Origin of the sequence: Ensifer sp. M14, from assembly GCF_003355565.1 — a bacterium.
In the GTDB taxonomy this organism is placed as follows: Bacteria; Pseudomonadota; Alphaproteobacteria; order Rhizobiales; family Rhizobiaceae; genus Ensifer.
In genome coordinates this window covers 4,033,809-4,058,287 of record NZ_QJNR01000004.1, presented here as the reverse complement: position 1 = coordinate 4,058,287, position 24,479 = coordinate 4,033,809, and the positions used below count along the sequence as shown (strand labels likewise).

Below are 24,479 nucleotides of genomic sequence, written 5' to 3'. Positions count from 1 at the left end.
CATCGGAGATCGAGATGACCGCAACGATGAAAGCCGCCGTGGTGCGCGAATTCCGCAAGCCGCTCGTGATCGAGGAAATGCCGATACCGGAGCCCGGCCCCGGCCAGGTGCTGATCAAGTTTCAGGCGACCGGCGTCTGCCACACCGATCTGCATGCGGTGAACGGCGACTGGCCGGTCAAACCCAATCCGCCCTTCATTCCGGGCCATGAGGGCGTCGGCTATGTCGCCAAGCTCGGTGCCGGCGTCAAGCGGCTGAAGGAAGGCGACCGCGTCGGCGTGCCGTGGCTGCACACCGCCTGCGGCGGTTGCACGCCGTGCCGGACCGGCTGGGAAACGCTGTGCGGCAGCCAGCAGAACACCGGCTATTCCGTCAATGGCACCTTTGCAGAATACGGCCTCGCCGATCCGGATTACGTCGGCCGCCTGCCGGACAAACTCGAATTCGGGCCTGCGGCCCCCATCCTTTGCGCCGGCGTCACGGTCTACAAGGGGCTAAAGGAAACCGAAGTACGCCCCGGTGAATGGGCGCTGATCTCCGGCATCGGCGGCCTTGGCCACATGGCGGTTCAATATGCCAAGGCCATGGGCATGCACGTCGCCGCCGTCGATATCTTCCCGGACAAGCTGGCGCTGGCGAGAAAGCTTGGCGCCGATCTCGTCGTCGATGCGCGTGACAAGGATGCTGTCGAGCAGGTGCAGAAGGCGACAGGGGGCGTGCATGGCGCGCTGGTGACGGCAGTCGCTCCCAAGGCGATGGAGCAGGCCTTCAACATGCTGCGTTCCAAGGGAACGATGGCGCTTGTCGGCTTGCCGCCGGGCCAGATGTGCGTGCCGATTTTCGATACGGTCCTGAAGCGCATCACCATCCGCGGCTCGATTGTCGGCACCCGGCAGGATCTCGAGGAATCGCTGGAATTTGCCGGCGAGGGCAAGGTCGCGTCCCACTTCACCTGGGACAAGATCGAAAACATCAACGCCATCTTCCAGCGCATGGAAGAAGGCAAGATCGACGGCCGCATCGTGCTGGACCTCAACAGCTGATGTTTCGGTCGCCAGGTGTGACCTTGGCCACCCATCCGCGGTAACGCAAGTTTGTATATCCGGAGCCGTCCGCTGACCTATTCTGTCGCGGGCGGTATCCCGTTGGGCTGCCGTTGAGGAAAGAAACCGAAGGAGGCCGTCATGAACAAACCTGTCATCACGCAGGCAATGATCGACGCTTACGACGAGTACACCCATCTCAGTCTGGATCGCCGCCGGTTCATGGAGACGCTGACGGGACTTGCCGGCTCGGCTGCAGCCGCTGCAACCATTGCACCGCTTCTTGCCGCCAGCAGCGCCAAAGCCGAAGTGGTCGCCGACACCGACAATCGCATCGTCGGCGAGGACATTTCCTATCCCGGTGCCGATGGCGACATGAAGGGCTATCTGGTCCGCCCGGCAAACATGACGGGAAAGCTGCCGGCCGTCATCGTCATTCACGAGAACCGCGGGCTCAATCCGCATATTCGCGATGTCGCCCGCCGCATGGCACTTGAAGGCTTCATCGCGCTCGCGCCTGATTTCCTGTCGCCATCGGGCGGCACGCCGGCGGACGAGGATAAGGCGCGCGAGATGATCGGTGCGCTCGATGCCGGCGAAACCAATGCGGATGCGGTGGCAACCGTGGCCTTTCTCGAGCAGCACGCGCAGTCGACCGGCAAGGTCGGCGCGATCGGCTTCTGCTGGGGCGGCGGGCTGGTCAATCGGCTTGCGGTCAATTCACCGGATCTCAAGGCCGGCGTCGCCTATTACGGTGCCCAGGCCAAGGCTGAGGACGTACCGAAGATCAAGGCCGCGCTGCTCTTGCATTATGCCGGCCTTGACGAGCGCATCAATGCCGGCATCGACGCCTATCGCAAGGCGCTGGCGGACAATGGCAAGGACGCGACGATCGATGTCTATGACGGCGTCAACCACGCCTTCAACAACGATACGTCGGCCGCCCGCTACAACAAGGCTGCAGCCGACCTCGCCTGGAGCCGCACCGTGGAGTTCCTGAAGGCGAAGCTCGCCTGAGCGGCACATGCCCGTCGGGCGGCTCCCGCAACACCGTCAGGTGCTCGTTGCGCACGCCAGGCTGAGCCACCCGGACGATGGGCAAGGGTTCGCGCGGCGCGTTGGGGCGCTCACGGTTTTGCGGTCGGGCAGGCTCGGCACGGTTGCGGGCCGATCGGGACATGCGGAGCAGGGACCAGGCGGCCCTCCCTCCCGGGCTCTGGATCGCGTTAATATGGCCGCGCGTCCCATCGGATGCGCGGCCGCTTTTTTGTGTCCCGAGATGCTTACCAGCCCGGAAGCATATGGCTTTGGCGCAGGCGCGGATAGCGCGGGAAGCCCTTGATATCGCCATCGATGTCATCGTTGACGGTGATCGGCGTGATGTTGTCAAGGCAGGCGGTGATGTGGTTGGTGATCGCGTTCGACAGCGACGGCGAAAGGCCCGGGCGCTTCATGATGCCGATCTGTACCGGCGCAAGTGCCGGGAAGCCATCAGCAAGCGTCAGCACCTTCATTCCCGGACGAAGGGCTGATTCCGGCAGAACCGAAACCGCCATGCCGGCAAGCACGGCAGCGGCGACGACCGTCGACGACCAGCTGGTAAACAGGATCTGGTATTCCTTGCCGGTCGCGTCGAGTGCTGCACAGGCCGCCTGCCGCCACTGGCAGTCGCGTCGGCCGACCGCAAGCGGGATCGGCGCGTTTTCCGGTAGTGGATGGTTGATCGAGCTTACCCAACAGAGCGGCTCCGTGCGCACCACGTCCGAGGCACGGGCACGCGGATTGTGCGTGACCAGCGCGATGTCGAGATCGCCCTTGGCCATCTTTTCCGCCAGATCCACCGAAGGTTCGCAGATGATGTAGAGCTCGACGTTCGGATGCGTCTTGGCAAACCGCACGATGATCTCGGGCATGTAGCGGTCGGCGTAGTCATCCGGCGTGCCGATGCGCAAGGTGCCTTCCAGCCGATTGTCGTCGAAGGAGGCCATCGCTTCGTTGTTGAGGCGGATCATCCGTCGGGCGAAATTGAGCAGCCGGTCGCCCTCGACGGTCAGCCGGTTGCCGCGACCGTCCTTCATGAACAGCGGCTTGCCGATGCGCTCTTCCAGGCGCCGCATCTGCATGGATACGGCCGACTGTGTCTTGAAAACCCGGTCGGCGGCCTTGGTGAAGCTGCCCGTGTCGGCGATCGCGACAAAGGTTTGCAGCTGATCGATATCAAGCGGTGCGGACATGGCCGTGATACATCCATAAGATTGTTTGATGAATATCATTAAAAACATTCGTTGGACTGATCAATAAGGATTTGCGATCTATCAGGGGCAAATTTCATTGATCCCGGCCGGCAACAAGTGCCGGTTCATCTCAAGTTCCCTGGCCCACCCCTGCGTATGACCTCGCGCAGGGGACGGGTCTCTTCGTGCCTGAAAAAGGAGTACCGTCATGCGCACGACCGACCACGTCCTCGATCTCGACCTCGTTGCAGGAAAGCAGTCCTCTGCCTCCCGTGCCACTGGCGTTGTCGGCGTGATGACGGCTGCATGGCGCCTGTTTAAAAATCGATGCGAAATCGCGCGCCTGAATGAGCTGGACGACCGTCATCTGCTCGATATGGGGCTGCGGCGCGAAGATGTCCGCGAGGCGATCACCTCGCCCTTCTTCGACAATCCCGCCAGCTATCTGACGCGCGCGTCGCGAAACCGCGTGAACCTCTTCTACAAGGGGGTCCGCCACGACTGATTTCCCCATGGCGCATCCCGCCGCTTGAGGTGCGCCAATCGAGCATGATCCGCGCAAGCTGCCGCCAACGCGGATCATGCTCCGAGTTTCGAAAGTTTCGGTGCTGCCGCTACGATCGCGCGCCCAAACGTTCCCCGCAGGGTAGAGCCAATAGACCCTGCCGCTTGGCCCGGTACATGAACCAAGACATGTACCGGGCCTTTTTCTTATCCGCGCAGTTTGAATGTGTGAGGGGCGCCCGGGCTCAGGCCTTGTTGCCGGTGCCGGATTTGTAGCTGTCGAACAGCGCCTCGATGTTCTTCTGATATTCTTTCTGCATCTCCAGTCCGCTGTCGAACATGCTGTTCATCATCTGCGAGAACTGGGCGACCGCAGGGTTGTCCGCAGCCGGCTTGGCCGTGGTGCTGGCGCCCGTTTGCATCATGTCCTGGAAGGCCTTCAGGAAAGGATTGTCGGCAAAGAAGTCGGGTGCCTTGGCGGCTTCTTCCTTCTTGCCGGCGGTGAAGAAGCCTTGCATCGCCTGGGTAAAGGGATTGTCGAAGGGGTTGGCTTGCGGCTCCGGCTTCCTGGCAAGGCCGGAGGCCTCCATCCACTGCTGCATCATCGTCGCCATCGGGTTGTTGGCAAAGGCAGCATTCGCGCCGGCAAACTGGCCGGTTGCCTGCTTGAACAGACCGCCCATCAGCGTATCGGCCATGGCCGGCAGCATCTGCTTGTAGATCTCCTGGCTGATGCCGGTGACCTGGGCCGCCTGGGCCGCGATCGCGCGCGACATTTCCTTGGAGCCGAAGAGCTGCCCGAGAATGCCGTTGCCGTCGGCCATGCCTTGCGGCGTGAACGCCTGGCTGACGTCCTCGAAATATTTGGCGTAGTTGCCGCTGGACATCGCCGTCAGCAGCGCGCCGAAGTCGTAAGGGTTGGTCGTGTTGCGCTTGAAGGCGGCGGAAAAGGCCGGCAGCAGTGCGGCCGTGGCCTTGGCCATCTGCTCCTGGGCCAGTCCGAATTGCCGGGCCATCAGCTCCGTGGCCTGTCCGTTCTGCGCCTGCGTGAACATATCAAAAAGCGGTGCCATCTCCGGGGTTCCCTTCGGCCAAACGACGCATGTCGTTGCACTATAACGGGAAATGTGAGGTGGGAAACCGCTTTTTACCGCATAATTCCTTAAATCGAGTTTGATTTAAGGGCGAAATTATGCAGCAATTTTAAGCTGTTACAGCGTCCTTGGCGCGTCATGCCTGACGCGCGGCGCTGTAATGGCAAGCTTACGGGCTCAGTACTGGTACTCGGCAAAGACCGGATCGACGGAGCCGTTCCAGCGGCCATTGTAGAGCGACAGCAGATCCTCCGCGAGCGTCGCCTTTTTGGCCAGCACTTCGTCGAGCGGCGCCAGGAATTGGCTTTCGTCGATGCCGTCGCCGTTCAAACGGTTGCGCCGTTTCAGGCCACCGCGCGAGATGGAAACCGCTTCGCGGGCGATATCGTAGAGGCTGCCAGCACGGAATTTTGTGTTGAGTGCCTGGGCGGGCACCGCGTCACGCAAGGTCTCGACCTCCTCGAAGGTCCAGTCGCGGGTGAGCGCTTCGGCGGCCGCGAGCGCCTCGCCGTCGTAGAGCAGGCCGACCCAGAAGGCGGGCAACGCGCAGATCCGGCGCCACGGGCCGCCATCGGCGCCGCGCATTTCCAGGAAGCGCTTGAGACGCACGTCGGGGAAGAGCGTCGAGAGATGATTGGTCCAATCGCCCATGTTCGGCTGCCAGTCGGCAATCTCGCCCTTGAGCGCCCCGTTCATGAACTGGCGGAACGTGACATGGGTACAGTCGTGATAGTGACCGTCGCGAACGACGAAATACATCGGCACGTCGAGCGCCCACTCGACATAGTCGATGAACCCGAAGTCCGGTCTAAAGGCCGAGGGCAGCAGGCCGGCTCGCTGGTTGTCGGTGTCGCGCCAGATATCGCCGCGCCAGGACAGAAGTCCGTTCGGCTTGCCGTCGGTAAAGGGCGAACTTGCAAACAAAGCGGTCGCCAGCGGCTGCAGCTTCAGGGATACCTGCATCTTGCGGCGCATGTCCTCTTCCGAGGAAAAGTCGAGGTTCACCTGGATCGTGCAGGTGCGATACATCATGTCCAGACCCTGGGTGCCGACCTTGGGCATGTAGCGGCTCATGATGCCGTAGCGCGATTTTGGCATCTGCGGCGTTTCGGCAAGCGCCCATTTCGGGCTGCCGCCGATGCCGAGGAAGCGAATGCCGAGCGGCTCGGCAACTTCGCGCAAAACGGCAAGGTGCTGGTTCGATTCCTTGCAGGTCTGGTGCAGGTTTTCGAGCGGCGCACCGGAAAGTTCGAACTGGCCGCCCGGCTCCAGCGAGATCGCTCCATTGCCGGAATGTTCGGCAAGGCCGATGATGTTGCCCTCGTCGACGATCGGTTCCCAGCCGCTCTTTGCGGCCATGCCGTTGAGCAGCGCCTGGATGCTGGCGTCGCCGAAATAGGGCACAGGGCTGTTGTCCGCCTTAAAGAAGGCAAATTTTTCATGCTCCGTTCCGATCCGGAACCGTTCCTCCGGTTTCGAGCCCGCCGCGAGGTAAGCGGTCAGGTCAGCGACAGAGGTTACCGGCGTCTGGTCGGTGGTATCTCGGGCCATGAGCGTCTTCTTTTGCTTGAGCGGTTCCCGCCGGTCAGCGGAAGTGGATGGTGGCTGCTTGAACCGTAATCAGGTGCGGTGCAAGTCAATTTCTTTCAAGGTCTATTCAAAAAAAGTATGCGCCGCGCTTGGCCGCAGGCGACCGGTCAATGCCAATCACCGACTGTTGCCTGTATCACGGCCATTGCCGCAACCGCTGCGGTATCGGCCCTGAGAATGCGGGGGCCGAGTGGAATGGCGGTGACGAAATCGAGGGTGCGCAGCAGGGTCCGCTCGCTGTCGGAAAAACCGCCTTCGGGCCCGATCAGCAATGCCAGCTTCCTTTCCTTGATGCCGGCGAGGATCGGCAGCGGGTTCTGGCTGTCGCTGCCTTCGTCGCAGAAAATGATGCGACGATCCGCAGGCCAACCCTGCAGCAGGTCTTCAAGCCGGCGGGGCTCTTCCACACTGGGAATGCCGAGCACGCCGCACTGTTCCGCGGCTTCGACGACATTGGCGCGCACCCGATCGAGATTGCCGATCTTGCCCTGGACGTGTTGCGTCATCACCGGTTGCAATACGCCCGCGCCCATTTCGACGGCCTTCTGCACGAGATAGTCGAGACGACCGACCTTGAGCGGTGCAAAGAGGTAGACGAGATCGCAAGGTGCCGGCTGCGGGCGGGTCTGCTCGACCGCGGTCAGCATCAGGCGCTTCTTTGTCGGAAGCGAAAGCTCGGCCCGCCATTCGCCGTCACGGCCGTTGAAGACGAGAATGGAGGCGCCTTCCTCGTAGCGCAGCACGTTGATCAGATAGTTGAACTGCTCCTTGGTGGCTTCCTGTGTCGAGCCAGCCTGGAGAGGGTGCTCAACGAAAAGACGCTGCATGCGGAAATTGGCGCGCATGGGAAATACCTTCAGATGAAAATGGCGGAAAGAACGAAATAGACGGCGGCCGAAAGCGCGGCCGATGCCGGAACGGTGATGACCCAGGCCGCAACAATCGTCAGGAAATGCGAGCGGCGGACCAGGCGGCGGCGGCGGACTTCGGCAAAGTTGGTTTCGGACGATCCCATGAAGTCTGTCTGGCCGGTCTTCTGGCGCACATATTCAAGGCGACGCTTCGAGTGCCGGGTATACCATTCGCGAAAGAAGCCGACGCCGAAGACAGCGCCGACGGCCGTATGGGTCGAGCTGATCGGCAGGCCGAAGGCCGAGGCGAACAACACGGTGACAGCCGTTGCCAGCGCAACGCAGAAGGCGCGCATCGGATTGAGGCGGGTGATTTCCTGGCCGACGACGCGGATCAGGCGTGGGCCGTAGAGCAGCAGGCCAAGCGATATGCCGAGGGCGCCGATCGCCAGTTCCCAAAGCGGCGTCGGCGCCGTCTCAGTGGTGATGACGCCGTCGAGGGCGGAGACGATCGCCGCGAGCGGGCCGATGGCGTTGGAGACGTCATTGGCACCATGCGCGAAGGAGAGCAGTGCGGCCGACAGGATTAGCGGCGCACGAAACAGCTTGCGCAGCGATTGATTGCGATTGTCCAGCCCCTCCGATTGGCGGCGGATCCAAGGCTTGCTGAGGAAATAGGTGGCGATGCCGACGACAAGGCCGAGGCCGAAGCCCACCTTCAAAGAGATCGCAGCAACCTGAACCAGCGCGATCACGGCGAAATAGGTGGTGAAACTGCCGGCCGTCACGCCCATAAGCACCGGCATCCAGCGTCGGGCCGACGCGATCTTGTCCTCGCGGTAGATGATGAATTCCTTGAGGAAGGCAAGGAAGGCGGCGGCAATGACGCCGCCGAGAACTGGTGAAACCGACCAGCTGGCTGTAATCCCCGCAAGCGTCCACCATTGCACGCTGGAGACGCCCGCCGCCGCAATGCCGGCGCCGACGATGCCGCCGATGATCGAATGGGTCGTCGACACCGGTGCGCCGGAATAGGTGGCGATATTGATCCAGACGGCAGACGAGGCCAGCGCCGCCATCATCACCCAGACGATGGTCTGGGGCCCGAGAATATGCTCGCCGTATAAGATGCCCGCCTCGACGGTCAGAGTGACCTGGCGGCCGGCCAGCATGGCGCCGGCGATTTCGAAGACGGCGGCGATCGTCAGCGCCGTCACCATCGACATCGCCTTGGCGCCGACGGCCGCACCGACGTTGTTGGTGACGTCGTTGGCGCCGATGTTCATTGCCATGTAGCCGGCGATCGCGGCTGCGGCGATGATGATCGGCGCGGTGGCCGAGTTCGTGACGAAGCTCGCGGCAAAGGCCATGCTGAGCAAGAGGAACAGGAGGGCAAGGCCGGGTGCGGCCAGGCCGCGCATCACCTGCTGCGACGCCTCCTCGGCAAGGCTGAACTTGTCCAGATCCTTGTCGAGCGTCTGCTTTTCAAGGCGCATGCGCGACTTTGGCAATGGTGGTCTCCCTTTTCACCATGGCCACTACTGCCACCGTGAAGCGCTTTCAAGCGGAATTGATGATGTCTGCAAAGCTGTGCAAACAATGACCGAAGATATCGCCGGTGGTGGCTAGCCGTTGACGGCCTTGGGTGCCGGCGAGGGCGGGATCGCCACGCGGTGGCCGAAGGCGAGGATAAGCTCCTTCAGTGTCGGTTCCGCGACGCGACTGGCGGCTTCTTCGTAGCCGACCCATTCCAGCTTGCGCACGCCCTCTTCGGGGAAATGCTTGCAGAGGTCGTCGACTTCGAGCGCATGCACCTGGACCTTGACCGAAATCTTCAGGCCGTGATCCATGCGTTTCTTGTAGAGATAGAACCCGGCTGGCGTCTTCTGGACCCGGCCCTTGACACCGGCCTCCTCGTAGGCTTCGCGCTCGGCCACCTCGTGGGCGCGCTTGCCCTGCATCGGCCAGCCCTTGGGAATGACCCAGCGGCCGGTGTCGCGGCTGGTGATCAGCAGAATCTCAAGCGCCTTGGACTTCTTGCGAACCCGGTAACAGAGCGCCGCATATTGCATGCGCGCCGGTCGACGCAGCATAAGCTGCACATCGGATGCGAGCCGGTTCAGGAAGTTCAAGGTCGTTTGCTCTCCTCTTAGCGAATCAGTGTTCTCTAGGTTTACCGGCCAGTATGCCAGCGTCGCGTTGTGTGTAAATGTCGCACAGCGTCGGCCGCCGGATATGCGGTCAGCTTCGCTGCCAACTGTGGTCCCTATGCGACAGAATATGGTGCCTTCGCGCCGGCTTTGCCAGCAGGGCGGCAGCCGGGCGTTGGCCTGGCTTTCAGCTCGCCTGGTCGCGTTGCTGCAGCCGCAGCCGGGCGATGCGTGCCCATTCGCCGGTGCGCTCCGCCTCGCGGGTGGAGGCTGCGACAAAATCGATGTGGCTTTGGGCTGCGGCCTTGGCGGCTTTCGGGTCGCCGGCCATGATCGCGTCGTAGATCGCTTCATGCTGGGCGAGCAGCCGGTCGCGCGCGCCGGGCGCATCGAAGACCGAGTTGCGGTGAAAGAAGATCCCCTGCGTCAGCAGCCGATAGCAGGCGCGCAGCGTGTGCATCAGTATTATGTTGTGGGCACTTTCGCCGATCGCCTGGTGCAATTCGACGTCTGAGGCAAGCTCATCGTTGAAATCGCCATCGCGGTGGGCAGTCCGCATGCGCTCGATGATGCGGGTGAGGATGTCGCGGTCGAAGTCGGTGGCGCGGCTTGCTGCCAGCTCCGCGGTGAGGCCTTCGAGCTCCCGGCGATATTCGAGATAGTCCTGCGTCGCCTTGTGGTGGCGGCCGATCAGTTCGATCAGCGGCTTGGAGAAGACTTCGCCGACGACATCGGCAACGAAGGTGCCGCCGCCGTGGCGGCTTTCGACGAGCCCGCGCGTCTCCAGTTCCTTCAGCGCTTCGCGCAGGATCGGCCGCGATACGTCAAAGCGCTTCGACAATTCCCGTTCGCCGGGCAAGCGGTCGCCGTCACGCAGGATGCCTTCGAGGATGAGAAGCTCGATCTGCTGGACCACCTCGTCCGCCGTGCGGCTGTGGCTGATGCGGGCATAGAGGTCGATCTGGTCTTCGGTCACGCTTGGGTCTCCCATGCGCGGCAATCTAGGCATCGGCAGTCAACTGGTCAATTTCCTTGTCCACTTCGCCCCTTGGTCCGCCAAGCCTGACAAAAGTCAAACTGCGGCAATGCGTCCTTTTGCTTTTGCTCATTCGATTGATAAGAAAGTGATGATGAACGCGTGAGGGGGACAAAGCGCTTCATGGCTAAGGGAAGTTTTGCATTTCCGGTCGCGCCGATGCGGGCGCAGGCACTGGGCGAGGTCCATTCGCGGCCTTACGCCCTGGTGGCGACGCCGCGCGTGATCTTTCAGCTCGCCTTCATGACCGAGGGCGGCTCGATCGTCGACCATGCGGTTCTGTCGGAACTGTCGCGCTCGCGCGGCATCGCCCCGCCCGGACGCGATGCCAACCATCATGCCATGGCCTGGGGGCAGGGCACGTTGCGCTGGGAGCGGCATACGGAATTTTCGACCTATTTCTGGGATGGCCCGGCGCCGGAACGGTTCGGCGGCGAGGTGGAGATCCACCCGTTCGGCGACGGCTTTTCGCCGCCCGGCTCGCTCATCTCGGGCATTCGTCTGGAGATCCGGGCCGATTCTCCGGAAACCCGCGAGGCGATCAAGGTCTTCGACCCGACCAGCCTCTGTTACAGCGAGACCAAGAACGGCCAGGCGATCCTCGTGACGGACTTTCGCCAGAACGGCGACGGCCTCACGCAGATCCTGGTGATCGACCGCGGTATGACCGAGGCCGGAACCGGTGCCTTGATCCAGCGTCTGCTCGATATCGAAACCTATCGCACGCTGGCGATGGTCGGCCTGCCGCTGGCGCAGTCGCTATCGCCGGAGATCCGTCGCACCGAAGACGGCCTGACGGCGATCACCCAGCGCATGAAGGAAAACGTCCGCGAAGAGGCGGACGACATGCTGGCGGAGATCACAAGGCTTGCAGCCGATCTGGAGGCAGGGGCTGCCCTCAGCCTCTATCGCTTCGGCGCGAGCCGCGCCTATTATGGCATCGTGCAGGAACGCATCCGCACGCTCGCCGAAACGGCCGTCCCCGGCTACGAGACGATCGGCACCTTTCTCGAGCGCCGGCTCGCGCCGGCGATGCGAACGTGCCAGTCGGTCGAAGAGCGGCAGGCGAACCTGTCGCGCAAGCTGGCGCGCGCCACCGCGCTCCTGCGCAGCTGGGTCGATGTCGAACTGGAACGGCAGAACAGCGCACTGTTGAACTCGATGGACCGGCGGGCGAAGCTGCAGTTGCGGCTGCAGCAGACCGTCGAGGGCCTGTCGGTCGCCGCCATCTCCTATTACGTCGTCGGTCTGTTCGGTTATCTCGCCAAGGCCGTCAGCCACGAACTGCCGATCGATCCCGGCCTTTTGACCGGACTTGCGGTGCCCTTCGCGGTGGCCGGCGTCTGGCTCATCGTTCGCCGTATCCGCCACCATCACGGCGACGGTGAGCACAAGTAGTGTCTACTGCTCCCAGTAGGGGACGGGCCCGTAAAGCGTGGCGAGATAATCGATGAACAGGCGCACCTTGGCCGGCAGGAACTGCCGGCTCGGGTAAACGGCCGAAAGCGTCAGGTTCTTCGAACCTTCCCATTGCGGCAGCACCTGTACCAATTGGCCACTGCGCAGTTCCGGGCCGATATCCCAGGTGGACCGCAGCGCAATACCGGCGCCGGCGATCACCGCGGCCCGCACGATCTCCGACGAATTGGTCACAAGCGGTCCCTCGGGATGCCAGACGAGCGAGCCTTCGGGGCCTTCGAGCTTCCAGTTGTCGTTGTTGTGGGCGGGCAGGCAGAAATGCCGGGCGAGGTCGCTGATCTCGCTCGGCGCGCCGTTGCGGGCGATGTAATCGGGTGAGGCGCAAAGCAGCCGGCGCACCGGCGCCAGCTTGCGCGCCACCAGGCTCGAATCGGTAAGCTCGCCGATGCGCACGGCCATGTCGAAGCCGTCGGCGACGATATCGGTAAAGTCGTCGGTCAAGACGATATGCAGCTTGAGGTCCAGATGGTCCTTCATGAAACCGGTCAGATGTGGCGCGATATGCATGCGTCCAAAGGATGTCGGTGCCGAAATGCGAAGCACGCCCTGCGCCTGCGACGAGCGCCCGGACGCATAGGCTTCCGCCTCCTCAATGCCTGTCAGGATGCCGAGCACGCGGTCGTAGAAGCCCTGGCCCGCCTCGGTCAGCGAGATCTGCCGGGTGGTGCGCTGCAGGAGCCGCGTGCCCAGCCGATCTTCCAGCCGCTTGATCCGTTTGGAGATGACCGCCGGGGAAAATCCGAGCGTCCGGCCCGCTGCCGACATGCTGCCGGAGGAAACGACGCGTGCAAAAATCTCAAGATCGCCTAAATTCGTCATCAATCGTTGCCATTGTTTCCGAAATGGAGAAGCTCAATAGCATTTGCGAGGGGGCTGTCCTAGTGGTAAAGAAAATGAACCAATTGACATCTGGGCGGAGGATTTGATGGCGGAAACGATCGGCTTTCTGCAGCCAAAACCGGCCGTCATCGCCCGCCGACGCGAAATCGCCGCCGACCTCGCCGACCTCTTGCCTCCGGGCTGCCTCATCAGCGACGAGCGCGGATTGAAGCCGTTCGAGACCGACGCCTTCATCGCCTATCGCCGCATGCCGCTCCTTGTCGCCTTGCCTGAAACGACCGAGCAGGTTGCCGCCGTTCTTAAGTACTGCAGCCGTTATGGCATTCCCGTCGTGCCGCGCGGCGCGGGCACGTCGCTTTCCGGCGGCGCCATCCCGCAGGAAGACGCCGTCGTGATCGGGCTGTCGAAGATGTCGCGCATCCTCGACATCGACTTCTTCAACCGCACGGCAACGGTTCAGGCGGGCGTCACCAATCTGAATATTTCCGAGGCCGTCTCCGCCGACGGCTTCTTCTATGCTCCCGATCCGAGTTCGCAGCTCGCCTGCACCATCGGCGGCAACATCGGCATGAATTCCGGTGGCGCCCATTGCCTGAAATACGGCGTCACCACCAACAATCTGTTAGGCGTGAAGATGGTTCTGTTCGACGGCACGATCATCGATCTCGGTGGCAAGGCGCTCGATGCCGCCGGCTATGACCTGCTCGGTCTCGTTTGCGGTTCGGAAGGGCAGCTCGGCATCGTGACGGAAGCAACTGTGCGGCTGGTCGCCAAGCCCGAGGGCGCCCGCCCGGTGCTGTTCGGCTTTGCCTCGTCGGAGGCGGCCGGTGCCTGCGTCGCCGACGTCATCGGTGCCGGCATCATCCCCGTCGCCATGGAGTTCATGGACAAGCCGGCCATCGAGATCTGCGAAGCCTTTGCCCATGCCGGCTATCCCCTCGATGTCGAAGCCCTGTTGATCGTCGAAGTCGAAGGTTCGGAAGCCGAGATGGACGCGATGCTTTCAAGCATCATCGACGTTGCCCGCCGCCATGGCGTCACCACCATCAAGGAAAGCCAGTCGGCGCTCGAGGCGGCGCTGATCTGGAAGGGGCGCAAATCGGCGTTCGGCGCGACCGGACGCATCGCCGACTATATCTGCATGGACGGCACCGTGCCGCTCAGCCAGCTGTCCCACGTTCTGCGCCGCACCGGCGAGATCGTCGCTTCCTATGGCCTGCGTGTCGCCAATGTGTTTCATGCCGGCGACGGCAACATGCATCCGCTGATCCTCTACAACATCAATGACCCCGAAGATGCTGCGCGCGCAGAAAGCGCCGGCAATGACATCCTCAAGCTCTGCGTCGACGCCGGCGGATGCCTCACCGGCGAACATGGCGTTGGCATCGAGAAGCGCGACCTCATGCTGCATCAGTTCACCCAGACCGATCTCGACCAGCAGATGGCGGCGCGCGCCGCCTTCGATCCGCAATGGATCCTGAACCCGTCCAAGGTCTTTCCGCTCGAAGGACGCCCTGCCGCATGATCGTGCATTTCGAACCCGCGAGCGAAGAGGGGATTGCGACCGTCGTTCGGGCGATGGCCGCTGACAGGGCATCGCTTGCCGTCATCGGCGGCGGCACGCGATCCGGCCTCGGCAACCCCGTGCGCGCCGATCGGGTGCTGTCCACCCGTCGCCTCTCCGGCATCGTCACTTACAAGCCGGCGGAAATGACCGTCAGCGCGCTCGCCGGCACGCCGCTTGCCGAGATTGAGGCGGCACTTGCCGAAAACCGGCAGATGCTGTCCTTCGAGCCGATGGACCATCGCCCGGTCTTTGCAACGACCGGTGAGCCGACGATTGGTGGGGTGTTTGCGGCCAATGTCTCCGGGCCGCGGCGCATCATCGCCGGTGCCGCACGCGACAGCCTGCTCGGCGTCCGTTTCGTCAATGGTCGAGGCGACGCGATCAAGGCCGGCGGCCGGGTGATGAAGAATGTGACCGGCCTCGATCTGGTCAAGCTGCTTGCCGGCTCCCACGGCACGCTCGGCATTCTGACCGAACTGACCTTTCGTGTGCTGCCGAAGCCACCGACCTGCGAGACCATCGTGGTCTCCGGATTGAACGATGCCGAGGCGGCCGCCGTGATGGCGGAAGCCATGGCGCAAACGGTCGAGGTGTCAGGTGCGGCACATCTGGCCGAGAGCGTGCGCGGCCGGTTCATCGGCGGCTTGCTGCCGGACGGCGCGGCGACCGTCCTTCGGCTCGAGGGTTTGCTGGCTTCCGTGTCGATGCGGATTGAGAAACTGTCGAAGGCGCTCCAACGGTTCGGTGCGGTCACGCGGCTCGGCGAGGAGCAGACTGTGGCACTCTGGTCGGAGATCCGCGATGTGAAGCCTTATGCCGACGGCACGGAGCGGCCGCTCTGGCGCGTCTCCGTTGCGCCCTCGGCGGGGCACCAGCTGGTCGCCGCCTTGCGGCTGCAGACGGGGGTCGATGCCTTCTACGACTGGCAGGGCGGGCTTGTGTGGCTGCGAATGGAGGCGGATCCCGAGGCCGCACTGGTGCGCCGTTATATCAAGGCGCTCGGCGGCGGCCATGCGACCCTTGTTCGCGCAAACGACGCCTTTCGAGCGACCATTCCGTCGTTCGAGCCGCAACCGGCGCCGGTGGCGCTTTTGAGCGAACGCGTCCGGGAGAAGTTCGATCCGCAGCGGATTTTCAATCCAGGCCGGATGCAGGCAGTCTCCTGAGGCACGGACACATGACGAGAGAGGGAGGTATCGATGAGTGACAACGGTCCGCGGGCTCCGTCTCCCAGAGAGACCGATCGCTGGCTCGAACCCGGCAAGGTCAACGTCCAGGTCATCTATGTGCTCTACCTCGTCGCTTTCGCCGTCGGGATCACCGCCATCATCGGCGTCGTGCTTGCCTATCTCAACCGCGGCAAGGGTGCGCCCTGGGTGCAGACGCATTATACCTGGGCGATCCGGACGTTCTGGATTGCGGTGCTGTTCAGCGTCATCTCTGCCTTGTTGATGGTGTTGCTGATCGGGTTCCTCGGGTTTATCGCCACCGCGGTCTGGATCGTCGTGCGCTGTGTCGTCGGCCTGCAGCGCGCCGCCCGTGAAGAACCGATCAGCAACCCGGAAAGCTGGATGATCTAAAAAGTGCCGCGCAGGATTGACGCGGCTTTGCGAGAACGACGCGGAAAAACAAGAGCTTGAATTGCCGCAAACGATCCCCGAGGGATCGCGACGCGCATCAGGGGCAGGGCCCCGACATTGGAGTAAGCGTTTGCAGACCAATTTTACGCCCGCGCAGCTTGCCGATCCGCATGTGGCCGAATCCGAGGCTATCCTGCGCAAATGCGTGCATTGCGGTTTTTGCACCGCCACCTGTCCCACCTATGTGACGCTGGGCGACGAGCTCGACAGCCCGCGGGGCCGCATTTATCTCATCAAGGACATGCTCGAAAACGGCCGGGCGGCCGACACGGAGACCGTGACCCATATCGATCGCTGTCTGTCCTGTCTTGCCTGTACGACCACCTGCCCGTCGGGTGTCGACTACATGCATCTGGTCGATCACGCCCGCATCCATATCGAAAAGACCTACAAGCGGCCACTGAAGGACAGGCTGGCCCGCGCGGTGCTGGCGCAGGTCTTGCCCTATCCCTCGCGCTTTCGCTTCGCATTGAAAGCGGCCGCTCTCGGACGGCCCTTTTCCAAGGTGCTGAAGCGGATCGCGGCGCTCAAGACGTTCGGCGTGATGCTTGATCTGGCGCCGAAGGCGGTGCCGGAGCCCTCGGAAACCGCAATGCCGGGTACCCATGCCGCCAGCGGCAAGCGCGTCGGCCGCGTCGCGCTTTTGAACGGTTGCGCCCAACCGGTCTTGAAGCCGGAGATCAACGAGGCGACGATCCGTCTCCTGACCCGCCTCGGCATCGAGGTGGTCATCTCGGCCGGGGAGGGCTGTTGCGGCGCGTTGGTCCATCACATGGGGCGGGAGGAACAGGCGCTTGACGCAGCCCGACGCAATGTCGATGCCTGGCTCAAGGTCGCCGACGAGGGCGGTCTCGATGCGGTCATCATCACCGCGTCCGGCTGCGGCACGACGATCAAGGATTATGGCCACATGCTGCGCCTCGACCCCGCCTATGCGGAAAAGGCAGCGAGGGTTTCGGCCATGGCGAAGGACATCACAGAGTACCTGTCGACGCTCGATCTGCCGGCGCAGGATCCGCGCGGCATGACGGTGACCTATCATTCCGCCTGCTCGATGCAGCATGGCCAGAAGATCACCATGGCGCCGAAGCAGTTGTTGAAGCAGGCAGGCTTCGTCGTGCGCGATCCGGCCGAAGGCCATCTCTGTTGCGGTTCAGCCGGCACCTACAACATCCTGCAGCCGGAGATCTCTGAAAAGCTGAAAGCCCGCAAGGTGAAAAACCTTGTAGCGACGAAGCCTGACGTGATCGCCACCGGCAATATCGGCTGCATCACCCAGATCGCCACCGGCACGGCGATCCCGATCGTCCACACCGTCGAATTGCTTGACTGGGCCTATGGCGGGGCGAAGCCGGCCGGGTTGTGAAACGAAAAATGCCGGCGCGATGCGCCGGCATTCATGTCTCTGGCGAGTGGATCAGCCGCCGAAGATCTGGCGGAAGATATCGACGCCGCGGTCGTTGAAGTAGGTGTCGCCGGTCTTGCTGCCGGGACCGATGACGATCACCTTGGTGCCGACGTCGGCGCGGTCATAGAGATGCTCGACATCGTCGTTCATCATGCGGATGCAGCCTGAAGACATGTTCTGGCCGATCGTCCACGGCTGGTTGGTGCCGTGGATGCGGAAGATGGTGTCGCGACCGCCCTTGTAGAGATACATGGCGCGCGCGCCGAGTGGGTTGTCGATGCCGCCCTCCTGGGTGACCGGCAGGATGCGACCCTTGGCCGCTTCGCGTACGCGCATTTCCTTCGGCGGTGTCCAGCTCGGCCATTCCGCCTTGCGGCCCACTTTCACCACACCCGACCAGCCGAAGCCTTCGCGGCCGACGCCGATGCCGTAGCGGGTCGCGCGGTTCGGGCCGTCGATGTAGTAGAGAAACTTGTTGTTGGTATCGACGATGATCGTGCCGGGTGCTTCGTCGGTGCTGAAGCGAACCTTGGTGCGCCAGAACTGTTTCGGCGGCTTTCTCTGCGTCGCGACGAGGACGACATCGCTGTTCTTGGCAGTGGTTCCGGATGTCGCAGCAGGCGTGAAAGCCTGCGCATTGGCGGCGGCAAGAATAGTGCTGGCCGCGATGGCGATCGCGACCAAATTGCTGGCATGACGTTTCATATACGATTCCCTCTAAGCCCTCGTTGCAAGCAGGCTATGCAAAACGGCCCTAAGTTCAAGTCCGGGATACATCCGATAGATCGAACGTGATCACGGATTTTGTATCTTGAGACCCGCCTGTTGCCTGAAGATCACGTTCAGGCAACAGCAAGACGTACGGGCGCCGGGAAATATTCTATGCAAAGCGCCAATTATATGACGATAACCTTCGTGCCGACATTCACCCTCTCATAGAGATCGACGACATCCTCGTTACGCATGCGGATGCAGCCTGACGAAACCGCATAACCGATCGTCCAGGGCGCATTGGTGCCATGGATGCGGTAGAGCGTCGAGCCGAGATACATGGCGCGCGCGCCAAGCGGGTTTTCCGGGCCTCCGTCCATGCGCGCCGGCAGGTAGTGTCCCTTGGCGGCTTCGCGCGAAATCATTTCCTTCGGCGGCGTCCAGCTCGGCCATTCCGCCTTGCGGGTAACCTTGTGGGCGCCGGCCCATTCGAACCCCGGCTTGCCGACGCCGACGCCGTAACGGCGCGCCTGGCCGTTGCCGCTGACGAGATAGAGGAAGCGGTTGTTGGTATCGATGACGATGGTGCCCGCCTTTTCCTTGCCATCATAGGCAACGGTTTGCGGCAGGTACTGCGGGTCGAACTTCGACTTGACCGGGCGCTGGGCGCGGGTGGCGTTGACAGGTTGAAGCAGCGGCGTGCCGACGCGGCGTTTTGCCTGCGGTTGTATCGTTTGGCCCTGATAATACTGTTTTCGGGTGGTCGCCGGAATCTGCTGGCGGTAGAGGACCCGGCGCGCCTGCTGCGGCTGGCCGCCGAGTTGCATCACCCAGGGGGCGGTCAGGTCGGGGCTGACGATCACCGGCGGCCGGTTCTGGTACCGGTCCTGGGCTTCCACCTGGCCCGCGACGAGGGTGAGGAAGGATGCTGCAATAAGAAGGGATTTTTTCAACATCGGACGGACTCGCTACCTTTCGCCGAAACGTATCAAAATGGCGCGGCCAGCCGGAGAACGGGTCTCCGGAACGGTCGGCATGCGCCTTGGCAATGGGGCGATCGTGTCATCGCGGCGCCACGGAATGGTAAACGGCGGCCCGTCAAAGGGGCGAAGGGCCGATAAAGCTTTGGGTAGGGTTATCCGTCGCTTTAGGAATCTGGTTTGTGAATGGTAAATGGGCAGGAACAGGATGAAGCGGGGCTGATGATGACGACCAAGGGCATAATGATCGGCGAAGACGGCCTTGGGCGTTGCGCCTGGCAGAGCAATCTCGATGACTACAGGCGCTATCACGACGAGGAGTGGGGGCGGCCGGTTACCGATGACCGGCGGCTGTTCGAGAAGATTTGCCTGGAAGGCTTTCAATCCGGCCTCTCCTGGCTGACGATCCTTAGAAAGCGGGACGCCTTCCGCGCCGCCTTCGCCGGTTTCGATTTCGACAAGGTCGCCACCTTCGGCGATGCCGATATCGAGCGCTGCCTTGGCGATACCGGCATCGTGCGTCACCGCGGCAAGATCGTCTCCACGATCAACAACGCCTTGCGCGCCCAGGCGCTCAAGGCCGAGTTCGGCTCGCTTGCCGCCTATTTCTGGTCGCACGAACCTGGTCCCGACGAGCGGCCGGCATTTGTCAGCTACGAGGTGATCGCCGCCAATCCGACGACGCCGACCTCGACACGGATCTCCAAGGACCTGAAGAAGCGCGGCTGGACCTTCGTCGGCCCGACGACGATCTACGCCTTCATGCAGGCCATGGGCCTCGTCAACGACCATATCGAAGGCTGCCATTGCCGCGCGACGGTCGAGGACATGCGGCGGGCGCTAGCGCGCCCGCAACCTTGAATTTGCATCTTTCCGGGAATGGCTTTAGCCGCCGTTCTTGGCAAGCCAATCCTTCATCATCTTTATCTCGCCCTCCTGGGCCTTGATGATGTCCTCGGCCAGTTTGCGCAGCTGTTCGTCCTTGCCGAATTCGAGTTCGACCTTGGCCATGTCGATCGCGCCCTGGTGATGGGCGATCATGCCCCGCACGAAGTCGGCATCGGCATTGCCGGTAAAGGCGATGTCCATGCCCTTGTGCATGCGGGCATTCGCCTCGGCGAAGGCCTTGCTGGAGGGGGAGGTGTCACCCGCCGGGGCCGCCGCGTCAGCCGATCCGTGATGCATGTTGCTGTGGTCCTGAGCCAACACGGGAGCATGGAGGGACACAGTCAGCGCCAGGGCTGCGATGATCGTTTTCAAAGACATGATGGTATCCTTCTTCATTGCATCGTCATCTCGCGCGACTGAGGCTGCGCCATACACGCGTCGAGATGTCGGCCGTTTTTTGCGGCCGGTCATGTGAAATGTCATTTCGTCAGCGCGACCAGTGCACCTGAAGGTGAGCCGCAAGGACGGTTACACAATCACGAAGGGCTTGGGTGGTGGCGAGAGGGGTCTGATCGTGACCGCGCGCAATGTCGGTTCGGTTGCCGCGGCCAGGCGTGACGATGTCATCCCCGCCCGCTCGAACGTCAAGGTGACCGGCCCGATTGCGACGCAGGCCGAACAGAGCGAAGGATGCGCCTGCTTCTGCGGCTGGTCCTTGCACGATCCGGCGTCGTCGCAGGCCGTCTCATGGTCAGCGTGAAGGGCCTGCATCTGCGACGCGTGATGGGCAATTGATGCGGGACCAGTCGCCAGGTCCTGCGCCTGCAGCATTGCCGAAGGCGCGCCCGAGAGCAGGGCTGCAACAAACAGGAGTATAATGGCCGCAAAACGCATGCCCTCTTACTTAGGACGCTCTGTGGCAAAGAGAAGGCGTCATTCGCCGGCGGCAGTCCCGGCCGCTGCCTTCACGCGCGCTCGCAGGCGCTTTGCGCTGCGCAAACCCTTGCCGCCCATGCCTCGATCCGGTAGGGAAAGCTCCAAACCCGCAGATAGTCCGGAATGCTCCCCATGACCGAGAAACAAAAGAAACCGCAGAAGCTCAAGGCGCGCCTGCCGCGTGGCTTTGTCGATCGTTCGGCCGCCGATATTCGCGCGACCGACGAGATGATCGTCAAGATCCGCGAAGTCTACGAGCGTTATGGTTTCGATCCGGTCGAAACGCCGCTGTTCGAATACACCGATGCGCTCGGAAAGTTCCTGCCCGACAGCGACCGTCCGAACGAGGGGGTATTCTCGCTGACGGATGACGACGACCAGTGGATGTCGCTGCGCTACGACCTGACGGCGCCGCTTGCCCGTCACGTCGCCGAGAACTTCAACGAGATCCAGCTTCCCTTCCGCACCTATCGCGCCGGCTACGTCTTCCGCAACGAAAAGCCAGGCCCGGGTCGCTTCCGCCAGTTCATGCAGTTCGATGCAGATACGGTCGGTGCCGCCGGCGTCCAGGCGGATGCCGAGATGTGCATGATGATGGCTGACACCATGGAAGCGCTCGGCATCAAGCGTGGCGACTACGTGATCCGGGTCAACAACCGCAAGGTTCTCGACGGCGTCATGGAGGCCATCGGCCTCGGTGGCGACGACAAGGCCAATGCCCGCCTGACAGTGCTGCGCGCCATCGACAAGCTAGACAAGTTCGGCCCCGAAGGGGTGCGCCTGCTGCTCGGCGAAGGCCGCAAGGACGAGAGCGGCGACTTCACCAAGGGTGCTGGTCTGACCGGCGAGCAGATCGACAAGGTTCTGTTCTTCGTCGGTATCCAGAACTATGCCGAAAGCGCCGACGAACTCGCAGCGCTCGTTTCAGGCACGGCCAAGGGCGGCGAGGGTGTGCAGGAACTCAACACCATCCGCAGCCTGGTCGTCAGCGCCGGCTATGAGGCCGATCGCATCAAGATCGATCCGTCTGTCGTTCGCGGTCTCGAATATTACACCGGCCCGGTTTTCGAGGCCGAGCTGCAGTTTGCCGTCACCAACGAGAAGGGCGAAAAGGTCGTCTTCGGTTCGGTCGGCGGCGGCGGTCGTTACGACGGTCTGGTCTCGCGCTTCATGGGCCAGCCGGTGCCGGCCACCGGTTTCTCGATCGGCGTGTCGCGCCTGATGACCGCGCTCAAGAACCTCGGCAAGCTCGGTTCGGCCGAGGTTGTCGCTCCGGTTGTCGTCTGCGTCATGGATCGCGATATCGACAGCATGGGCCACTACCAGCGCTTCGTGCAGCAGCTTCGTCATGCCGGCATTCGCGCCGAGATGTACCAGGGCAACAAGAAGAACTTCGGCGACCAGCTGAAATACGCCGACCGCCGCGGTGCGCCCTTGGCGATCATCCAGGGCGGCGACGAGCGCGCTGCCGGTCTGGTGCAGATCAAGGACCTGATTGAAGGCAAGCGCCTGTCGGGCGAAATCGAGGACAACGCCGCTTGGCGCGAGGCGCGGGTGGCGCAGGTCTCCGTTCCCGTCGGCGAACTGGTCGAGAAGGTGCGCGAGATGCTCGCGGCACAGGCCGAGGATCGGGCAAGGGCTGGCTGACGGCGATGCCTCTGATCAACCTTCCCGCCTTCTCCGCAGAGCTGCTTGCCGACTTCGAAAGCCTCGGCACGCTTCGGGTCGACACGCCGGTGATCCAGCCGGCCGAGCCGTTTCTCGCCATGGCCGGCGAGGACCTTCGCCGCCGCATCTTCATGACCGAGAGCGAGACCGGCGAGAGCCTCTGCCTGCGGCCGGAGTTCACCATTCCCGTCTGCCTTCGCCACATCGAAACGGCGACAGGCACGCCCAAGCGCTATGCCTATCTCGGCGAAGTGTTCCGCCAGCGCCGCGAAGGCGGCAATGAATTCTATCAGGCCGGCATCGAAGATCTCGGCGATACCGATATCGCCGCCTCCGACGCGCGCGCAGTCGGCAATGCCATGCGGGTTGTTGCCAATCGCCTTCCCGGGCGGCCTCTGGCGGTCACGCTCGGCGACCAGGCGGTCTTCGAAGCGGTTGTCGGCGCCTGCGGCCTGCCGGGCGGCTGGCAGAAGCGGCTGATCCATGCCTTCGGCGATCCGAAACATCTGCAGAAACTGCTGGCCGAGCTTGCCGATCCCAAAGCCGCCGGTGTCTTCGGCCCCGAAGTCGAACGGCTGGCGATCAACGGTATGCTCGATGACGAGGCGCGGCTTGTCGCCCATATCGGCGAAACGATGGAGGCGACAGGCTATTCCACCAATGCCAGCCGCTCTCCGCAGGACATTGCCCGCCGCCTCAAGGAAAAGATGGAGCTGGCCAATACGAGGCTCGATCCCGAAACGCTTGATCTCGTGCGTGAATTCCTGGCGCTCGATATGCCGCTTGCCGAAGCGCCGGCTGCCCTTTTTCGCTTTGCCGAGAAGACCGGGCTGACGCTCGATGGCGCGCTCTCGCGCTTTGACGCGCGAGTGGCGGCACTTGCCGCTATCGACGCCGACATCTCCGTCATTCGTTACCGCGCCGCCTTTGGCCGTCCGCTCGACTACTACACAGGCCTCGTCTTCGAAGTCGAAGCCGAGGGCACACCGGCGGTGCTTGCCGGTGGCGGGCGCTTCGACCGGCTGCTGACATTGCTCGGCGCTCAGGAGCATATCCCCGCCGTCGGCTTCTCGCTCTGGCTCGACCGGATCGAAGCGGCGATCACTGCCAGCGGAGGTGCCGCATGACCATCACCATCGCCCTGCCGTCCAAGGGACGGATGAAGGACGACGCCTCCTCGATCTTCGAGCGCGCCGGCATGAAGATCGTCGCCGTCGGCAATGACCGTTCCTATCGCGGTCGGGTCGAAGGCTGGGACGATGTCGAGATTGCCTTCCTGTCCGCCTCGGAGATCTCGCGCGAGCTCGGCAACGGCTCGATCGATTTCGGCGTCACAGGCGAAGATCTGGTGCGCGAAGGGCTAGCCAATGCCGACGCCCGCGTCGAGTTCTGCGCCCGCCTCGGCTTCGGCCATGCCGACGTCGTCGTCGCCGTTCCGGAGATCTGGTATGACGTCGACACCATGGCCGACCTCGGCGACGTCGCCGCCGACTTCCGTGCCCGCCACGGGCGGCGCCTGGCGATCGCGACGAAGTATTGGCGGCTGACACAGAACCATTTCTCCGGTAGCCACGGCATCCAGCTCTACCGCATCGTCGAAAGCCTCGGCGCGACTGAGGGCGCCCCGGCCTCCGGCTCCGCCGATATCATCGTCGACATCACCTCGACCGGCTCGACGCTCGTTGCCAACCACCTGAAGATCCTGACCGACGGCGTCATCCTGCGGTCGGAGGCTTGCCTGGTGCGTGCCCGCAAACCGGCGCATGACAGTGACCCGGTCGTCGGCCGCATCCTCTCGGCCGTGCGCGACGCGCTTTGAGATCTGAAACGCGCCGCGCCGGGATGCTTTCGGGCGGCAGC

General features: G+C 63.0%; 25 protein-coding genes. 14 read left to right on the top strand and 11 right to left on the bottom strand.

Going from position 1 to position 24,479, the window contains the following annotated elements:
- Positions 1 to 14 precede the first annotated feature (14 nt).
- Both adhP and BLJAPNOD_RS19710 read left to right on the top strand, forming a co-directional pair.
- Positions 15 to 1,043 carry an alcohol dehydrogenase AdhP gene (adhP, locus tag BLJAPNOD_RS19715; protein WP_077504248.1) on the top strand — a complete coding sequence of 343 codons (1,029 nt, stop codon included), beginning with the start codon at positions 15 to 17 and terminating at the stop codon, positions 1,041 to 1,043.
- A gap of 141 nt (positions 1,044 to 1,184) precedes the next feature.
- Complete coding sequence (locus BLJAPNOD_RS19710) at positions 1,185 to 2,060, top strand: dienelactone hydrolase family protein (RefSeq protein WP_115420885.1); 876 nt, start codon at positions 1,185 to 1,187, stop codon at positions 2,058 to 2,060.
- Between the two features lie 266 nt (positions 2,061 to 2,326).
- On the opposite strand, the gene BLJAPNOD_RS19705 is transcribed toward BLJAPNOD_RS19710, so the two are convergent.
- Positions 2,327 to 3,277 (bottom strand): LysR substrate-binding domain-containing protein, encoded by a 951-nt coding sequence (locus tag BLJAPNOD_RS19705; RefSeq protein ID WP_025426032.1) that lies wholly within the window; start codon positions 3,275 to 3,277, stop codon positions 2,327 to 2,329.
- Between the two features lie 208 nt (positions 3,278 to 3,485).
- Between BLJAPNOD_RS19705 and BLJAPNOD_RS19700 the strand changes: the two genes are divergently transcribed.
- Positions 3,486 to 3,782: a DUF1127 domain-containing protein gene (locus tag BLJAPNOD_RS19700; protein WP_115420884.1), complete on the top strand. Its 297-nt coding sequence runs from the start codon at positions 3,486 to 3,488 to the stop codon at positions 3,780 to 3,782.
- Between the two features lie 244 nt (positions 3,783 to 4,026).
- Here the strand turns inward: BLJAPNOD_RS19700 and BLJAPNOD_RS19695 are convergent, their stop codons facing one another.
- The 6 genes from BLJAPNOD_RS19695 to BLJAPNOD_RS19670 form a co-directional block, all read right to left on the bottom strand.
- Entirely contained in the window at positions 4,027 to 4,854 is an 828-nt protein-coding gene (locus BLJAPNOD_RS19695; protein ID WP_115420883.1) for a DUF937 domain-containing protein, read from the bottom strand.
- A gap of 198 nt (positions 4,855 to 5,052) precedes the next feature.
- A complete protein-coding gene (locus BLJAPNOD_RS19690) occupies positions 5,053 to 6,426 on the bottom strand; it encodes a glutamate--cysteine ligase (RefSeq protein WP_115420882.1) in 1,374 nt (457 codons plus the stop codon).
- A 146-nt stretch (positions 6,427 to 6,572) separates the two neighbouring features.
- A complete protein-coding gene (locus BLJAPNOD_RS19685; RefSeq protein WP_115420881.1) occupies positions 6,573 to 7,310 on the bottom strand; it encodes a 16S rRNA (uracil(1498)-N(3))-methyltransferase in 738 nt (245 codons plus the stop codon).
- A gap of 11 nt (positions 7,311 to 7,321) precedes the next feature.
- Positions 7,322 to 8,827, bottom strand: a complete 1,506-nt coding sequence (locus tag BLJAPNOD_RS19680; protein ID WP_077504242.1) for an inorganic phosphate transporter — start codon at positions 8,825 to 8,827, stop codon at positions 7,322 to 7,324.
- 114 nt (positions 8,828 to 8,941) lie between these two features.
- Positions 8,942 to 9,448 (bottom strand): NUDIX hydrolase, encoded by a 507-nt coding sequence (locus BLJAPNOD_RS19675; RefSeq protein ID WP_077504241.1) that lies wholly within the window; start codon positions 9,446 to 9,448, stop codon positions 8,942 to 8,944.
- Between the two features lie 205 nt (positions 9,449 to 9,653).
- The gene (locus BLJAPNOD_RS19670) at positions 9,654 to 10,442 is read right to left on the bottom strand and encodes a FadR/GntR family transcriptional regulator (RefSeq protein WP_244610973.1); all 789 of its coding nucleotides are present in this window, start codon (positions 10,440 to 10,442) and stop codon (positions 9,654 to 9,656) included.
- Between the two features lie 13 nt (positions 10,443 to 10,455).
- Here BLJAPNOD_RS19670 and BLJAPNOD_RS35650 point away from each other — a divergent pair, with 13 nt between their 5' ends.
- Both BLJAPNOD_RS35650 and BLJAPNOD_RS19665 read left to right on the top strand, forming a co-directional pair.
- On the top strand, positions 10,456 to 10,608 hold the full coding sequence (locus BLJAPNOD_RS35650; protein ID WP_171986903.1) for a hypothetical protein: 153 nt from the start codon (positions 10,456 to 10,458) through the stop codon (positions 10,606 to 10,608).
- Between the two features lie 17 nt (positions 10,609 to 10,625).
- Positions 10,626 to 11,900: a DUF3422 family protein gene (locus BLJAPNOD_RS19665; protein ID WP_077504239.1), complete on the top strand. Its 1,275-nt coding sequence runs from the start codon at positions 10,626 to 10,628 to the stop codon at positions 11,898 to 11,900.
- Between the two features lie 3 nt (positions 11,901 to 11,903).
- Here the strand turns inward: BLJAPNOD_RS19665 and BLJAPNOD_RS19660 are convergent, their stop codons facing one another.
- On the bottom strand, positions 11,904 to 12,800 hold the full coding sequence (locus tag BLJAPNOD_RS19660; protein ID WP_115420879.1) for a LysR family transcriptional regulator: 897 nt from the start codon (positions 12,798 to 12,800) through the stop codon (positions 11,904 to 11,906).
- A gap of 106 nt (positions 12,801 to 12,906) precedes the next feature.
- Here BLJAPNOD_RS19660 and BLJAPNOD_RS19655 point away from each other — a divergent pair, with 106 nt between their 5' ends.
- The 4 genes from BLJAPNOD_RS19655 to glcF all read left to right on the top strand — a co-directional run bounded on the left by BLJAPNOD_RS19655 (position 12,907) and on the right by glcF (position 17,394).
- The gene (locus BLJAPNOD_RS19655) at positions 12,907 to 14,346 is read left to right on the top strand and encodes an FAD-linked oxidase C-terminal domain-containing protein (protein WP_115420878.1); all 1,440 of its coding nucleotides are present in this window, start codon (positions 12,907 to 12,909) and stop codon (positions 14,344 to 14,346) included.
- On the top strand, positions 14,343 to 15,554 hold the full coding sequence (gene glcE, locus BLJAPNOD_RS19650; protein ID WP_115420877.1) for a glycolate oxidase subunit GlcE: 1,212 nt from the start codon (positions 14,343 to 14,345) through the stop codon (positions 15,552 to 15,554). Before BLJAPNOD_RS19655 ends, glcE begins: the two co-directional genes overlap by 4 nt.
- Positions 15,555 to 15,587: 33 nt before the next feature.
- Positions 15,588 to 15,968: a DUF4870 domain-containing protein gene (locus tag BLJAPNOD_RS19645; protein WP_077504235.1), complete on the top strand. Its 381-nt coding sequence runs from the start codon at positions 15,588 to 15,590 to the stop codon at positions 15,966 to 15,968.
- 130 nt (positions 15,969 to 16,098) lie between these two features.
- A complete protein-coding gene (gene glcF, locus BLJAPNOD_RS19640; RefSeq protein WP_115420876.1) occupies positions 16,099 to 17,394 on the top strand; it encodes a glycolate oxidase subunit GlcF in 1,296 nt (431 codons plus the stop codon).
- 51 nt (positions 17,395 to 17,445) lie between these two features.
- Here glcF and BLJAPNOD_RS19635 read toward each other — a convergent pair whose 3' ends face one another.
- Together BLJAPNOD_RS19635 and BLJAPNOD_RS19630 are read right to left on the bottom strand one after the other, a co-directional pair.
- Entirely contained in the window at positions 17,446 to 18,141 is a 696-nt protein-coding gene (locus BLJAPNOD_RS19635; protein ID WP_115420875.1) for a L,D-transpeptidase, read from the bottom strand.
- 191 nt (positions 18,142 to 18,332) lie between these two features.
- On the bottom strand, positions 18,333 to 19,103 hold the full coding sequence (locus tag BLJAPNOD_RS19630) for a L,D-transpeptidase (protein WP_115420874.1): 771 nt from the start codon (positions 19,101 to 19,103) through the stop codon (positions 18,333 to 18,335).
- Between the two features lie 249 nt (positions 19,104 to 19,352).
- Between BLJAPNOD_RS19630 and BLJAPNOD_RS19625 the strand changes: the two genes are divergently transcribed.
- Positions 19,353 to 19,988 (top strand): DNA-3-methyladenine glycosylase I, encoded by a 636-nt coding sequence (locus BLJAPNOD_RS19625; protein ID WP_115421379.1) that lies wholly within the window; start codon positions 19,353 to 19,355, stop codon positions 19,986 to 19,988.
- 24 nt (positions 19,989 to 20,012) lie between these two features.
- Here BLJAPNOD_RS19625 and BLJAPNOD_RS19620 read toward each other — a convergent pair whose 3' ends face one another.
- A complete protein-coding gene (locus BLJAPNOD_RS19620) occupies positions 20,013 to 20,393 on the bottom strand; it encodes a DUF305 domain-containing protein (RefSeq protein ID WP_115421378.1) in 381 nt (126 codons plus the stop codon).
- A 196-nt stretch (positions 20,394 to 20,589) separates the two neighbouring features.
- Here BLJAPNOD_RS19620 and BLJAPNOD_RS19615 point away from each other — a divergent pair, with 196 nt between their 5' ends.
- From BLJAPNOD_RS19615 to hisG, 4 genes are all read left to right on the top strand, one after another.
- On the top strand, positions 20,590 to 20,775 hold the full coding sequence (locus BLJAPNOD_RS19615) for a hypothetical protein (protein WP_147294560.1): 186 nt from the start codon (positions 20,590 to 20,592) through the stop codon (positions 20,773 to 20,775).
- A 299-nt stretch (positions 20,776 to 21,074) separates the two neighbouring features.
- Positions 21,075 to 22,598 carry a histidine--tRNA ligase gene (gene hisS, locus BLJAPNOD_RS19610; RefSeq protein WP_115420872.1) on the top strand — a complete coding sequence of 508 codons (1,524 nt, stop codon included), beginning with the start codon at positions 21,075 to 21,077 and terminating at the stop codon, positions 22,596 to 22,598.
- Between the two features lie 5 nt (positions 22,599 to 22,603).
- Positions 22,604 to 23,746, top strand: coding sequence for an ATP phosphoribosyltransferase regulatory subunit (locus tag BLJAPNOD_RS19605; protein WP_115420871.1), 1,143 nt, complete (start codon positions 22,604 to 22,606; stop codon positions 23,744 to 23,746).
- Positions 23,743 to 24,438, top strand: coding sequence for an ATP phosphoribosyltransferase (gene hisG / locus BLJAPNOD_RS19600; protein ID WP_115420870.1), 696 nt, complete (start codon positions 23,743 to 23,745; stop codon positions 24,436 to 24,438). Before BLJAPNOD_RS19605 ends, hisG begins: the two co-directional genes overlap by 4 nt.
- Positions 24,439 to 24,479 lie beyond the last annotated feature (41 nt).